We start from the raw sequence: 13,595 nt of genomic DNA on the forward strand, positions 1-13,595 counted from the left end.
CTGGAAGAACTCGCTCGGCGGGCACTCACGCTTGCGCCAGTCCTCCGTGCTGTAGTAGAACCCGTGGCAGCTTAGCCAGTTCACCCCACGCACGTACTGCCGGTCCACGATCTGACGCATGTACGGCGGCGCCAGCTTCCAACCAATCAACGCGAACGTCTCGCTCAGCACCCGTGGGCGGTCGTTGGCATGTGCGATCGAAGAGACGAGCTTCTCGGTGATCTTCTCAGTCACCTGGTCGATCTTGTCGACCGCGGGCACCTGGAGTGACCGCAATGACGTGAATGGGCTAGCGGAATGGCGTACCATGGTCAGCAGCCATTCTTCCCATTCCAGGTGACCCGTGAGCATCACGTTGTGCTTCGCACACCAGTCGGCGATCTTCCGGAAGAATCGCTCCTCTAGTAGCTCACCCACCGTGCGCCAAAAGTCCATGCGCACCTGCCGCCCTTTCTCCCCTAAGTCTTCCCAAAGGGCGGCCGCCCAGGGCATCAGGTCATACCCACGGCGCGCAAGGAACTGCGGCGCAAAGTCGTGCGTCCACGGCACCGAGGCTGGGTTGCGATCCCAGAAGTTGTTGTAAAACCCCGGCTCGTCGACGAAGAAACCGAGGATGGTCTGCCCGAAGTGACGCTCGAACCGTCGGTGGTACTCGGCGTGCGTCTCCTCGATGAAGGCGGTGGTCGCGCCGTCGTTCATCAGATCGGCGTACGGACAGGACGAGTAGGCGGCGATCCAGTCGGTCGGCCGTTGCCGCATCACCATCACGCACCAGTCGCCCGGCGGTGGCGTCCAATTAAGGTCATCACCGTTCGACTGAAGCACGAGCGGCTGCTCTTCGGTGGCGTACGTGTGGGTGAAACGGGTCTGATCGGTCCAGGTTGCGCTGTCATCCGTGGGTCGGTGCAGCGTTAACGGATGAGGCGGGATCGGTTCGACCTTGGCGATGCGAACCGCAAAGATGCCTCGCACCTCGGCGGGCCGCTCCAGCTTAACCGTCAGCCGCTGCGGCGCACGCACGAGGTGCCGCTCGATCATCAGGTTCTGCCCGATGAACGACGGGTCGCGCGCCAGCACGCGCCCACCGGCGTAACCGCTGGGCCAGTTGTCCTCGTCGTAGATCCAGACTTTCATCTGGCGCTGTTCGGCCTCCTCGATCACCAACTTGCAACGGTCGAACCAGTCGCTGGACAAATAGGCCACGCCCAGACCGACGCGCGCGTGGATGACGAACCCACCGACGCCGGCCTCGTCCATCAAGCGAACTTGCCGCACGAGTTCCGCCGGCTCCAGATCGCCGTTCCAAAACCAGAACGGACAGGCGCGGTAGTCGGCCGTCGGTGATTCGAATAACTGTGCAAGGGACGTGGCGGAACTCATGATGCGAAAGCCTTGATTGATAGATGCCGATTGTCGGTCGAGGCGTGCGGAGGAATGGGGTTAGTAGCGGATCACCGGTAACCCGTCGTCGGACCAATCGATCGCCCAGAACCGGATATAGTTACCGTTGGCCTTCCACTCGAAGGCGGCCGCCACGTAGGCGTCACCGTCTCGAAAGATCTCCATGCCCGACCAGAAGCCCCCGCCGGGCGGAAACTTGAACGGCACGCGCTTCCAGTTCTGCTTCCCGGGATCGTCCGAGACAAACAAGCCGCTCGCCACGCTGCCGGTGATCAGGAAATACTTGCCATTGCGCTCGAACACCGTCGGGCTTTCCGGTGGCCCCGGGAGTTTGATGGCCGGCCCCAGGTCTTCCCATTCCGTGAGGTTGGTGGACCGGGCGATGGCGATTGCGCCGAGGCCAGTGCCGGCCTCGTGAACCATCGTGTACATGTAATATGTGCCGTTCACGTCGACCACGTGGGCGTCGCGACAATCCGCCCAGCGGCCGGGCCACCACGTCGTCCACGGCGGGCCTTGGTAGATGGGGTTGCCCGGGTGCTGCGTCCAATTGAACAGGTCATTGCTGTACGCCAGCCCGATCGTCTGCAAACCCAACGCGCGGTCATCGAACCCGCTGTAGACCATGGCAAAGCGGTCGCCAACGGGAATGATCGACGGCGCCGAAACGACCTTGCCAGCCCAGGTCCCCCGGGTGGCCTGCAGCACGCGCGGATGAATCTTCCAAGTCTTGAAGTCGCGCGTCGTCGCGTGGCCGAAGGCTTCCTCGTTGCCTGCCTCTTGCCAGTCCTGCGTCGGTCCTGCAGTGCCCACGTTGTAGAACAGGTGGAAGTCGTCACCATGCTTCAGGACGAAGAAGTCCTTCAGGTATTCGCCGATCGGCGCGAACGCGCCGATCTCCTTGCCGACCGGGTCGAACGGGGCCGCTTGCACCGGATGGGTCGCAGGCGCATTGGCGGCCTGGCCGTTGGAATGCTGAGCACACAACGCGAGGGCCCCGGACATCCATAGCACCGTTCGTCCACGCACACCGCGACGCTTGAGAATGCTCATGATTTCACCTTGCGACCGTTCGACGCGCGCACGAATTCCAACGTATGCCCGTCGACCAACTCTACGGCAACGCCGGCCGCACCATTTGCGATCTGCACCGCGCCACCGATCGGCTGGCCATCCCGACCAAGCGTGTTAAACGTCCATCCCCCTTGGCCCAACTGAAGTCGCAGCTTGTCATCCGTTGTGCCGACGCACGCGATGGCGATGCGATGCTTCGAGGCGGCCACCTCTAGCACGGAATCGCGGAAGTGAACGCGATCCACACGAAGTTCGGGCCACGTTGACGGTAACGATGGCTTGATCTCAAAACCATCGCAGCGAGCGCGAAAGCCGAGCAGGCCGTCAAAGAAGAAGTGGGGAACAAGCAGGCTCTCGAGGAACTCCTCATCTACTCCCAACCCGCCGGCCGGCCCACCGCCCTGCAGTTTGCCACGGGAAGGGTCGGCGTCATAGTAAGCACGTACACCACCGGCGGCCTGCACGTCGTCGTACCAGTGCAAGATCTGCTCGAATCGCGCCCACGCGTCATCCGGCCCCAATACACTCAGCCGGGCGCTGAGGTCATGGTAGCTGAATCCCAGCACCCCACCGCCGTCCTGTACCTGATCGCCCCAAGGCACGGTGTCACCGAACCAGGCCCAGAAGTACCAGTCGGTGTTGCGCAGGGTCGTCGCGCGCGGCGCAAAGCGCCAGTGGTAGATGTCGGTGCCAGTGGAGGTGTCGCCGTCCACGATGCGCCGGCCCGCGATCCAGTCGACAATCGAGCGGGCGTGCGCCGACGAGGCCAAACCGTAGTGCACGGCCTCGTTGTTCACGAACGTCAAACCGTAATCCCGCACAACGCCATCGGCGTCGATCGCCCCGGCAAAACGGCCCGTTCGCTTTACCCAGAAACGATCGTTCGCCGTCCGGGCCACGTTCCGTGCGTGCGCCGTTAAGGCTTGGGACGTCAGGCTCGCGCGCGGCGGCGCGGTAACACCCCACTGGGGGTTGGCCGCGATCGCGGCCTCCAACTCGGCCATCGCTAACGTAGCGGCGTAGTAGTAGGTGGTGGCGTAAAGGTCCTCGTTGCCGAACGGAAGCAGGTCCCAGTAATTGTTTCCAATGCCGTGGCCGACGCGCGACGCACGCGTCCCGTCCGGCTGAATGACGAACCCTGGTCGACCATCGTGGCCGGGCCAGGTCACCTTGATGAGGTTGAACTCCAGCCCGCCCAGGTCGGTCTGGCAGAACAGCAGTGCGGAGCGCAGTCGCTCGATGTTCGTCTGCACGAACGTCACGTTGCCCGTCCACCGAAAATACTCGACGGCTGCCATCAGGAAGCCGGGGTTGTTGACGGGGTGCCGCGTATCGTAGGTCGTGAAGAACGAGTCGATCGCAATGCTGTTTCCCTTGTCCGAACCCGCTGGCGGCAACAGCCGAACGCGTGTGATCTGACCGCGCCATCGCGGGTGGTCGTACATGTTCACCAGGCAATGCAGCGCCTTGTCCAGTGTGGCAGGCAGATTCGTGTTAACTTGGTCCGGTACGAACTCCACCTCTTGCGACGCGTCAAAGGTGGGGTGGGCCTCCGTCGTCCACTGGATGCGCCAGCGCTGGTCTGTTAGTTCTGCCTGAGCACGCGCTAAGCGCAGTTGCAGGAATGGAGCGTTGAACGCGTCGACCTCCACGCCGCTCGGCCACGTCAGGCTTGGGTTCGGGCCGGTTAGTTTCACTTCCCACGCATCGTTTACCAACCCGGCGGATTCCGCGTCGGCCAACTCCCAGTTTACCGGTGCGGTTGCCCCGGCATAGCCGGCCTGCTTCAGCGATTCACCGTACGTCTGCCAAAGAAATCCGCTACCGGTTTCCTGAAAGTGCCACCCGACGGTTACGCCGGGAAAGCCCTGCAACACCTGCGGCCACAGTGGAAATGGCCACCCCAGATCATGCGAATATGAGGCGTGCTGATGCGTGGACACGTAACCGTCCGCGTCGATGATCCGGTTAGACAACGTTCGCGCCCAGCGGTCCCGGACCGGTCCCACCTCCCCGCCGCGCTCGACTGCCGGCCAGAGCGATGGCGCGGGCAGCCATGGGTCCCAAGTGGTGCCCCAAGGACGAGCGCCGGATCGGTACAACTCATGATGCATTTGCCGGAGCGACTTCATCTGCGCTTCCTGCCCCGGCACGGTAAACGTCGGAAAGTGTTCAGGGATTGCGTTGTCGAGCTTGGCCCACGGCATGTTGATCCACGGCGAATCACCAAGGTGGGCCATCGAGACCGCCTGCGGCCATTGGGTGTCATCGAAATCGGGCGTCATCCAACCGGGGTGCATGCGGTCGCTGCATCGCCATTGGGTGCTGATCAACTCCGAGACCTCCCCACCTTCCCATCGAATGGCGGCCTTCCCAATCAACCCGGCAGGATTCACGCCGGGGCCAGCATTGACCGCCACCACCGCCAAGACGTTCTTGCCCGGCTGCAACAGCGGTGCGATGTCGAAAACGTAGAGTTCCAGAAACGACTCGCCGCGCCCGGCCTCTTTGCCGTTGACCAACAGCACGAAGCTGTTGTCGGCGGTCACCGACATCGCCGCACCTGTGATTTTGGTGTCCCCAGCCGGCACTTCGACAACACGGCGGAAGCGCTAACGTTACCGTTCGCGTCCATAGTGAAGGTTGACGCGCCAACCATGAAGTTCGTGCGGGGCAGCCCAGCGTACACGACGTATCCCGTCAGGCTCAGCCGCGGATCGGCCTGGTTCCAGCTTTCGTCGTACGTGAAGTACGTTCCTGACGAGCCGGTCGGCACCATTGGACAGTAAAAAATGCGGGGGTTCTTGATGTAGCTGTTGGAGACCGCACCGGCGGCCGTGTTCGGCGTCAACCGTGCCAGCGACGCCGGCTGGTTCTGGTCGTCGTAGAGGTAGCCGAACGGCCAGTAATAAGGATTCGTGGGTACCGGGTACTTGCCCTTGTTCTCGGCCGAGTACATGTTGTACGCGATGCCGATCTGGCGCAAGTTCGAGGCGCACGCGACGAGCTGCGCCGACCGTCTGGCCTTGTTGAGTGCCGGGAGCAAGATCGAGATCAACAGGGCAATGATGCCGATCACGACCAGCAGTTCAACTAAGGTGAATCCGTTAGTCTGACGCTTAAGCATGGCGACTCCTGGCGATTGCCGAAAAACGAATCCCCCTTCCATGACCGCCGGGTTACGGCGGTCATGGACCGTAGTATCCTCTTAGCAGGCCCGTCGACGGCGACCGAGCAGACCGACGGCGGCGATGCCGATCATGGCGATGGCCGTCGGCTCGGGCACGGCGGCAGTCGCGGTGAGGGCAATCGAGTTACCCAGGTAGCCATAGTCGATGGTGTAGCCCACCGGCAGATTGTTTACGCTGGAGAACGCGCCGCCGGTCAGGCTGCCGTAGGTCGCGATCACGTAGGCCGCGTCGTCGAGACCCGACAGGACGTTCAGGTTGAGCGATGCGCCTCCGATGTCCAGCACGCCACCCACGGCAAGCAGATCCGTTGAGCCCAGGCCAGCGCCGGTGATGTCGACCAACAGCAAGCCGTTGAGGTCGACATTGGCCCCTGCCGTCAACGTGCCGATGCTGCCGGCGGCCGCGCCCGGCGCCACGTTGCCGGCGGCGACGATGTTCGATGATGCAACCGTGCCCGAACCGCCGAACGTGGCCCCATTGGCGACCGTGAGTTGGCCCAAGCCGGTACGCGTACCATTGAGGTAGAGCGCCCCGCCGAGCACATTCACCGGCCCACCGATCGACAGGGTGTTGTTGACCGTGAGCGTATTGTCGCTGGTCTTGTTGAACGAGAAGCCCCGCAGCGAGTCCGACACGACACCGTTCAGGACGAGGTCGCCCGTGCCCCCAACCGCCGTGTCGGCCGCTTGGATGACGATTGCCGAACCGATGGTCGAGCCGGTGGGCGAGAAGTTGAAGATCTGCGCGCCCGCTCCATTCAAGACCAAATTGGTCGCATTCGCGGCCCCAACGGTTTGACCGTTGGGGTCGAGAATCGTGCCGAGGTTGATGTAAACGTTGGTCGTCGTTCCCAGCGCCGTTGCCGACCCGAGACTGAGCGTGCCACCATCGACGATCTTGTCGCCACCGAACGTATTGTCGCCGCTCAGGAGCAGCGTGCCCGTCCCCTGCTTGAAGAAGCCCGCAGCGGTCGCTCCGGTGATCGGCCCGCTCAACGTGACGTTATTGCCGGCGGTGTTGACGATGCCGTTGGCGCCAGTGGAGACGGCGATCGGCACCGACGAAGTGAACGAGTTGTTTGCTTCCAGCGTGCCGCCGCCCAATGTGAAGGCGCCGGTACCGGCACCAATCGAGATGCCCGGGGTAACTAATGTTCCGCCGGCCAGGTTGTAGATGCCGACCGAGCCCGCGCCTTCAGCCAGGCGCAGACCGTAACTGGCGGTGGGGTTGATCGTCACGACGCCGCCGCTCTGGGCGAACGTACCACCCGCCACCCGGCCGACCCACAGGTTGTCACCGGCCGGTCCACCGGCTGCCCCGTTGACGTTCAGTGCGCCGCCCGTCATCGAGACGGCGCCTCCACCGTTGAAACCAACGGTGAGTTGGCCGGTCACGTTGATTGTGGCCGTGTCTTGAATCGTCAGGTTGGCGACGACCGAGTTTCCATTACCGACGAAATGCTGGCTCGTGTTCACGACGCCGGAACCGAGCACGGTCAGGTCGGCGACGGCACCGCCGGAACCCTGGATGATCGAACCGGCGTTGTTCAGCGTGCCCGCAAATGTCGCCGATCCACTCGCACCGTTAGCGCCGATGTAGAAGTCGGTGCTGTTATTGACCGAGCCGCTAGCGCTGACGGAAAGCGTGCCGGTCCGGCCATCGCCGGCAAAGCCCACGGCGAAAATCCCGCCATTGGTATGCGCGAGCGTGCCCCCGCTGACTACCACTAAGCCATCACCGTCGTTGAAGCCGATCAGGATGTTGTCGTTATCCGCCGTCAACGTGCCGCTCTGCACGTCCAGCGCGCCGGCCCCGCCGGGATTGCTGCCGGCACCGGTTAGGTTTGCGGGAGCGCCCACGACGATCGCGCCCGTCGTCGACGCACCATTGAAGAGGGCGGTTTGCCCGCCATCCACTATGGCGATATCACCAGCGCCAGGCGTACCGTCCGGGTTCCAGTTTGGGCCCGTGGTCCACTGCTGGTTGCCGTCGCCGTTGTCGAAGGACTTCGTCGCAGCGCGACCCAGGCCAGACCCCAGCGCGCCTACAGTAGCCAACGCCGCCGCCATTACTTTCCAGTTCGCATTCATGGTTTCTCCGTCTCCGCGCCGGTGATAGAAATGTCGACAATCGGGCCCGGCAGGCCGACCGTGAAAGGTGATGCGCCCGTCAAACGTTTTTCAGGTGTCCTGCAGTCGTACGCCGTACTTTGAGCTCGCACCCTTCGATGGGGCGGTAGATCGGCTCACGCTCCGGCGACGCGATCAGCTCCATCGCCGCCTCAGCGGCGTGGCGGCCGATCAGGTCGGTCGGCTCGCGAACCGTTGTCAACCCGATGGCGGCATGACCGGTCAGCGGCAAGTCGCCCATCCCGACCAAAGCGATGTCCTCAGGCACGCGGATGCCGCGCGCGTCGAGCTTTTCCAACAGCGGCAGTGCCAGGCCGTCGTTCAGCACGAAGATCGCATCCAGATCCGGCCCGCCGGGACGGAAGAACCGCTCGATCGCCGGGTCGAGCACCTCGTCGGCGGTGTGATAGGAGCGGGCGATGTGAACCATGTCGGGGGACGTCGGCAAGCGGTTCTCGTGCAGCACCGCTTCGTACGCGGCGTAACGGGCGCGGCTCATGACCATCGGGTAATCGACCCCGATGTGCCCGATCCGCCGGCGACCGCAATCAACCAAGTGCTGCACCGCCACCCGCGCCGCGGCGGCCGAATCCCAACCGACGAAGCTGGCCCCCTTCAGGTCGTCGGGATGATCACCAAGGAAGATCAGCGGAATGCCCAGCCGCTCCAGTTCGGCATACGCCTGCGCCTCACCCGGAAGCGGCTGGCAGACGACCGCTTCCACCCGGCGACGCATCGCAGAGATCAACTCGCGGTGATTCTTCGCCTCATCGAACCAATGCGTAGTTACGAACGGCGAGTAGCCGGTATCGTCCAGCACCCCCGCCATCCCCGCCATCACACCATTGGCGAACCCGAACTCCAGATTGCCGATCAACAGCAGGATCATCCCACTGCGCCCCCGCCGCAGGTTCTGAGCCGACTCGTTCGGCACGTACTTCAGCTCGGCGGCCATGCGACGAACACGGTCGATGGTCTTCGGCGATATCTTGCGCCGCTCGCCGTCGCCACTGAGGACGTACGAAACCGTAGCGCGCGACAAGCCGAGCTTGCTAGCCAAGTCAGCCGCGGTCATGGTTGAGGGTTCAAGTACCGACATTCTACGCACTCGTGAGATTTTCACTTACTCGAATCACTTTGACAACTTACTCGTGTAAGTATAAACTGAATCCAGTGCATGTCAAATCGTTTCTCGTGAATCCAATTTAGGTGCCCACTCCGGTCAGCCTGATGTGCACCTGAGCGGTTCCATATGCAGTTTGCCGTCGATAATCTCTCAAAGTCATACGGTGCGACCCGTGCGTTAACCGAGGTCAGCTTGACCTTTACATCCGGTGAGGTCCATGCATTGGTAGGCGAGAATGGGGCGGGCAAAAGCACCTTGGGGAAGGTGCTGGCAGGGATCGTGACGCCCGACGGCGGTTCGGTTCTTGTGGATGGTCGGCGGGCGTGTTTCACTGGTCCCGCTGATGCCCGCGAGGCCGGCATCGGGATCATCCTGCAGGAATTGGACCTGTTCCCTCACTTGTCGGTAGCCGAGAACATGGCCGCAGGCACGGTTCGTTCCAGTGGCTGGCTCGTCCGCCGCGCGCAGATGGAGGCGCAATGCGTGCCCCACCTGCGGCGCGTTGGCCTCGCGATCGACCCCCGACGACCCCTCGGCGAGTTGCCGATCGGTCACGTGCAGTTGGTGGCCATCGCCCGGGCGCTGATGACGGACGCCCGGTTGATCGTCATGGATGAGCCGACGAGTTCGCTAGCCACCGATGATGCGGACCGCCTGCTTGACCTTATCCGTGACTTGGCACGGCGCGGGATCGGGATCGTCTACGTGTCGCACAAGATGGATGAGATCTTCCGCATCGCCGACCGCGTCACCGTGTTACGCGATGGCCGGCATGTTTCAACTGACGCGGCGGCCGACACCGACGTTGCGCAGGTTATCGCGCGAATGGTCGGTCGTGATCTCGCCTTTGAACCGCAGGCCGTCCGACCGATGGGCTCGATCCTGCTGGAGACGGTGGGCCTGCGCAGCGCAGCGGTGGCCGGCGTCGACCTCGCGCTTCACCGCGGCGAAGTACTGGGCATCGCCGGCCTCGTCGGCTGCGGGCGCACCGAGCTGGGACGTGCGATCTTCGGGCTCGACCGTATCACGGGTGGCACGATGCGGCTGCGAGGCGAACCGTTCGCGCCGCGCTCGCCGCGCGACGCGATGCGACGGGGCATCGGTCTCTTGCCGGAAGACCGAAAGCTTCAGGGGCTTCTGCTCGGCGATTCGGTGTTGCGAAACAGCACGATCACGGTGTTGGGGCGCTTCAGCTTCAAGGGGTTCATCCGGCGCGGACCCGAGGTGCGAGCGGCCCGCGCGGTGCATGAGCGGACCCGCCTGAAGGCCGCCTCGCTCTCGGCACCGATGCGATCGTTGAGCGGTGGCAATCAGCAGAAGGTGCTGCTGGCCAAGTGGCTGTTGGCCGAGCCCGACGTGCTGTTCCTCGACGAGCCCACGCGCGGCATCGACATCGCCGCCAAGGCCGACATCTACCGCCTCATCGACGAGTTGGCCGCCACGGGCAAAGGGGTACTGCTGGTGAGTTCCGAACTGCCGGAACTGCTGCGATGCAGCGATCGCATCCTAGTGCTTCACGAGGGTCGAAGCGTTGGCGTCGTCGATGCCGCCTCGACAACGCAGGAACAGATCATGGCGATGGCCACAGGCCGGAAGGTCGCATGACCCAAGCAGCGCACACACGCAAGCCTCTATCGGCAATTCCGCACGACCGCCGATCTTACACCCGCGCCCGCGTGACAGATGTTGTCCGGCGGTACGGTCGGCTGGGGGCACTGCTTGGCGTGGTGCTCCTGGCGGCGCTATTAAGCCCCCGCGCGTCGGACGGGTCGATGATCTTCTTTCAGTGGGGCAACCTGACCGACGTGCTGCGGCAGGTGTCGGTGATCGGCGTGATCGCGGTAGGTATGACCTTCGTGATCCTCACCGCCGGCATCGACCTGTCGGTCGGCAGCATCGTCGCGCTGACCGGTTGCGTCGCCACGCTGCTGCTGACGCAGTGGCAGCCAGACATTGGGCACGCACCGCACGCGTTTTTGGCGGCGACGGTGGCGGTGGGCGTGGGGATGGTGGTCGGAGCGTTCAACGGGTGGCTGGTCGCTGGCCTGCGCATCTCACCGTTCATCGCGACACTGGCCGCCATGATCGGCTTCCGAGGTCTGGCCAAGTGGCTCACCGACAACGCCACGATCGATGTCGGATTCGGCACGAACGCCGCCGCCACCTTCGCGCGGGTCGTCAGCAACAAGTCCATGGTGATCGGCGCGTTCGTCTTGGTGGCGCTGCTGTTCGGCGCGCTGCTCCGCTACACGGTGTTCGGTCGTTACGTGCGTGCCGTCGGCGACAACGCCACTGCGGCGAGGTACTCGGGGCTGCCGATCCGCAGCGTACGGTGCAGCGTCTACGTGATCTCCGGCCTCCTCGCCGGCATCGGTGGCCTGCTGTACGCCGCGCAAACCAACCAAGGTGACCCCAACGCCGCCGCCGGCTACGAGCTGGACGTCATCGCCGCCGTCGTGCTGGGTGGCACGGCACTGACCGGTGGTCGGGGCTCGATTGCCGGCACGGTGATCGGAACGCTCATCATCGGCACGCTCACGAACCTGCTGGGGCTCAACAACATCGACAGCAACGTCCAGATGATGTTGAAGGCCGCCATCATCGTCGGGGCGGTCTGGGTACAGCGGCGCGAGGCGGTGGCGTAAGCCTCGGCCATGAACGCGAGATTCACCCTCAACGGAGACCATTATGATGTTCCCACGTCTAGTCACGCTTTGCCTGTTCGTCCTCGGTTGCGCCTCGGTTGGCTGTGACGACCGCCGCGAGTCGGCAACGGCCCCGGGTGGCGCCGCGACCGCCGGGCGCACGTTCAACGTGACCTTCAGCCAGTGCAATAACGCCGAGCCGTACCGCGCCGCACAGAACCAGTTGATGACCAAGCTCTGGGCCCAGCACCCAGACGTCCGATTCACCATCCTGGACGCACAGCAGGACGACAAACGGCAGATCGACCAGGTGACCACGGTCATCCGCCAGAAGCCAGACCTGCTGATCGTCGCGCCGAACCAGCGCGCGCCGCTGACGAAGGTGATGGGCGACGCGATGGCCGCCGGCATTCCGGTGATCTGCCTCGAACGTGACGTCGCCGAACCCAACTACACGACCTACATCCGATGCGACAACTACGAGATCGGCCGCCTCGCTGGCGAATTGGCGGTCGCGGAACTGACGAAGAAGTACGGCAGCCCCAAGGGCAACATCGTGCAGATCCAAGGGTTGCTCGGCGTCGAGGGGGAAGCGAACCGCGACAAGGGGGCCAACGACGTGTGGAAGCAGCATCCCGAGATCCGCGTCGTTCACCGCGCGGTGGCTGACTGGGTACAATCCAAGGCGCGGGATCGGATGACCGAAGCGCTGAACGCCAACCCGCTGATCGACGTCGTCTTCGGTCACAACGACCCCATGGCGATCGGTGCCTATCTGGCTGCCAAGGACAAAAGGCGCGAGAAGGAGATTATCTTCATCGGCGCCGACGGCCTCGGCGGTGAAGCGGGCGGCATCAAGAAGGTCGCCGACGGCATCCTGGCCGGCACGTTCGTCTACCCGCTTTGCGCCGACAAGGCCGTCGAAGTTGGCAATCGCATCCTGCGCGAGCCGGAATTCGTCCCGGAAAAGACGTACACCATGCCCAGCCGCGCCGTGACGCCCGCCAACGCGCAGGCGCTCTACGACGAACTCACGTTCTAACGAACCGCCATTGCCGTCGATCATCTTCCACCGTGTCGTCACCAGCGTTCGCAGGAGTCCATTGCCATGGGTAGCACATCCGATTCACATCGTCTGAAGATCGGCCTGTTCGGGATCGGGCTGGAGGCCTACTGGCCGCAGTTCGCGGGACTCAAAGAGCGGTTGGAAGGGTACCTAGCCCAGGTCGACCGCAAGCTGCAGGCGGCGGTGCCCCGGGAGGGCGTCGAGGTCGTGAACCTCGGCCTGATCGACTCGCCGGAGAAAGCCCTGAATGCCGGCCACGCGTTCCGCCAGGCCGACGTCGATTTGATCTTCCTGCACGTGACGACCTACGCGCTGTCGAGCACGGTGCTGCCGGTCGTCCGCCGGGCCAAGGTGCCGGTCGTCATCCTCAACCTCCAGCCCGCCGCCGCCATCGACTACGCGGCGTTCAACGCGATGGGCGACCGCACCGCGATGACCGGCGAGTGGCTCGCCCACTGCGGCGCCTGCCCCGTGCCGGAGATCGCCAACGTCTTCGGGCGCGCCGGCGTGCCGTTCCGCCAGGTCACCGGCCTGCTCGAGGGCGACGGCCACGTCGACCGCCAGCTGGCCGATTGGGTCGCCGCCGCCCGCGTCGCCCACGTGATGGAGCACAACCGCCTGGGCGTCATGGGCCACTACTACAACGGCATGCTCGACATCTACAGCGACCTGACGCAGCAGGTCGCGACCTTCGGCGGGCACGTCGAGATTATGGAAGTCGACGAGCTGGCCGACCTGCGCAGCCGCGTCAGCGACGCCGCGGTTGACGAACGCGTTGCCCTGTTCCACGACACGTTCGACGTGCAAGCCGACTGCCCGCCGGCCGAGCTCGCCCGCGCCGCCCGCACGAGCGTGGCGCTGGACCAGCTGGTGGCGGCCCACGACTTGGGCAGCCTGGCCTACTACTACATGGGCAGCGGCAACCCGGCCAACGAGGACGCGATCAGCTCGATCATCCTGGGC

10 protein-coding genes are annotated in these 13,595 nt (G+C 64.0%); 4 read left to right on the top strand and 6 right to left on the bottom strand.

From position 1 onward, the window contains the following. The 6 genes from VGN72_09730 to VGN72_09755 all read right to left on the bottom strand — a co-directional run. A partial coding sequence (locus tag VGN72_09730) for a glycosyl hydrolase (GenBank protein HEV7299632.1) occupies positions 1–1,380 on the bottom strand: 1,380 nt, incomplete at its 3' end. Positions 1,381–1,440: 60 nt separating this feature from the next. Continuing rightward, the gene (locus tag VGN72_09735) at positions 1,441–2,454 is read right to left on the bottom strand and encodes a hypothetical protein (GenBank protein ID HEV7299633.1); all 1,014 of its coding nucleotides are present in this window, start codon (positions 2,452–2,454) and stop codon (positions 1,441–1,443) included. Further along, positions 2,451–5,030, bottom strand: coding sequence for a glycosyl hydrolase family 65 protein (locus VGN72_09740; protein HEV7299634.1), 2,580 nt, complete (start codon positions 5,028–5,030; stop codon positions 2,451–2,453). The genes VGN72_09735 and VGN72_09740 overlap by 4 nt, the downstream gene beginning before the upstream one ends. Next, positions 5,021–5,602 carry a prepilin-type N-terminal cleavage/methylation domain-containing protein gene (locus VGN72_09745; GenBank protein ID HEV7299635.1) on the bottom strand — a complete coding sequence of 194 codons (582 nt, stop codon included), beginning with the start codon at positions 5,600–5,602 and terminating at the stop codon, positions 5,021–5,023. The genes VGN72_09740 and VGN72_09745 overlap by 10 nt, the downstream gene beginning before the upstream one ends. An 81-nt stretch (positions 5,603–5,683) precedes the next feature. Beyond that, the gene (locus VGN72_09750; protein ID HEV7299636.1) at positions 5,684–7,756 is read right to left on the bottom strand and encodes an autotransporter-associated beta strand repeat-containing protein; all 2,073 of its coding nucleotides are present in this window, start codon (positions 7,754–7,756) and stop codon (positions 5,684–5,686) included. A gap of 79 nt (positions 7,757–7,835) precedes the next feature. Beyond that, entirely contained in the window at positions 7,836–8,894 is a 1,059-nt protein-coding gene (locus tag VGN72_09755) for a LacI family DNA-binding transcriptional regulator (GenBank protein HEV7299637.1), read from the bottom strand. 153 nt (positions 8,895–9,047) lie between these two features. Between VGN72_09755 and VGN72_09760 the strand changes: the two genes are divergently transcribed. The 4 genes from VGN72_09760 to VGN72_09775 all read left to right on the top strand — a co-directional run. Continuing rightward, entirely contained in the window at positions 9,048–10,526 is a 1,479-nt protein-coding gene (locus tag VGN72_09760; protein ID HEV7299638.1) for a sugar ABC transporter ATP-binding protein, read from the top strand. Further along, a complete protein-coding gene (locus tag VGN72_09765) occupies positions 10,523–11,566 on the top strand; it encodes an ABC transporter permease (GenBank protein HEV7299639.1) in 1,044 nt (347 codons plus the stop codon). Before VGN72_09760 ends, VGN72_09765 begins: the two co-directional genes overlap by 4 nt. Before the next feature lie 43 nt (positions 11,567–11,609). Next, a complete protein-coding gene (locus VGN72_09770; GenBank protein ID HEV7299640.1) occupies positions 11,610–12,608 on the top strand; it encodes a substrate-binding domain-containing protein in 999 nt (332 codons plus the stop codon). Positions 12,609–12,674: 66 nt separating this feature from the next. Beyond that, on the top strand, positions 12,675–13,595 hold a 921-nt coding region (locus VGN72_09775; protein ID HEV7299641.1), incomplete at its 3' end, for a hypothetical protein.

Source organism: Tepidisphaeraceae bacterium (assembly GCA_035998445.1).
Classification (GTDB): domain Bacteria; phylum Planctomycetota; class Phycisphaerae; order Tepidisphaerales; family Tepidisphaeraceae; genus DASYHQ01.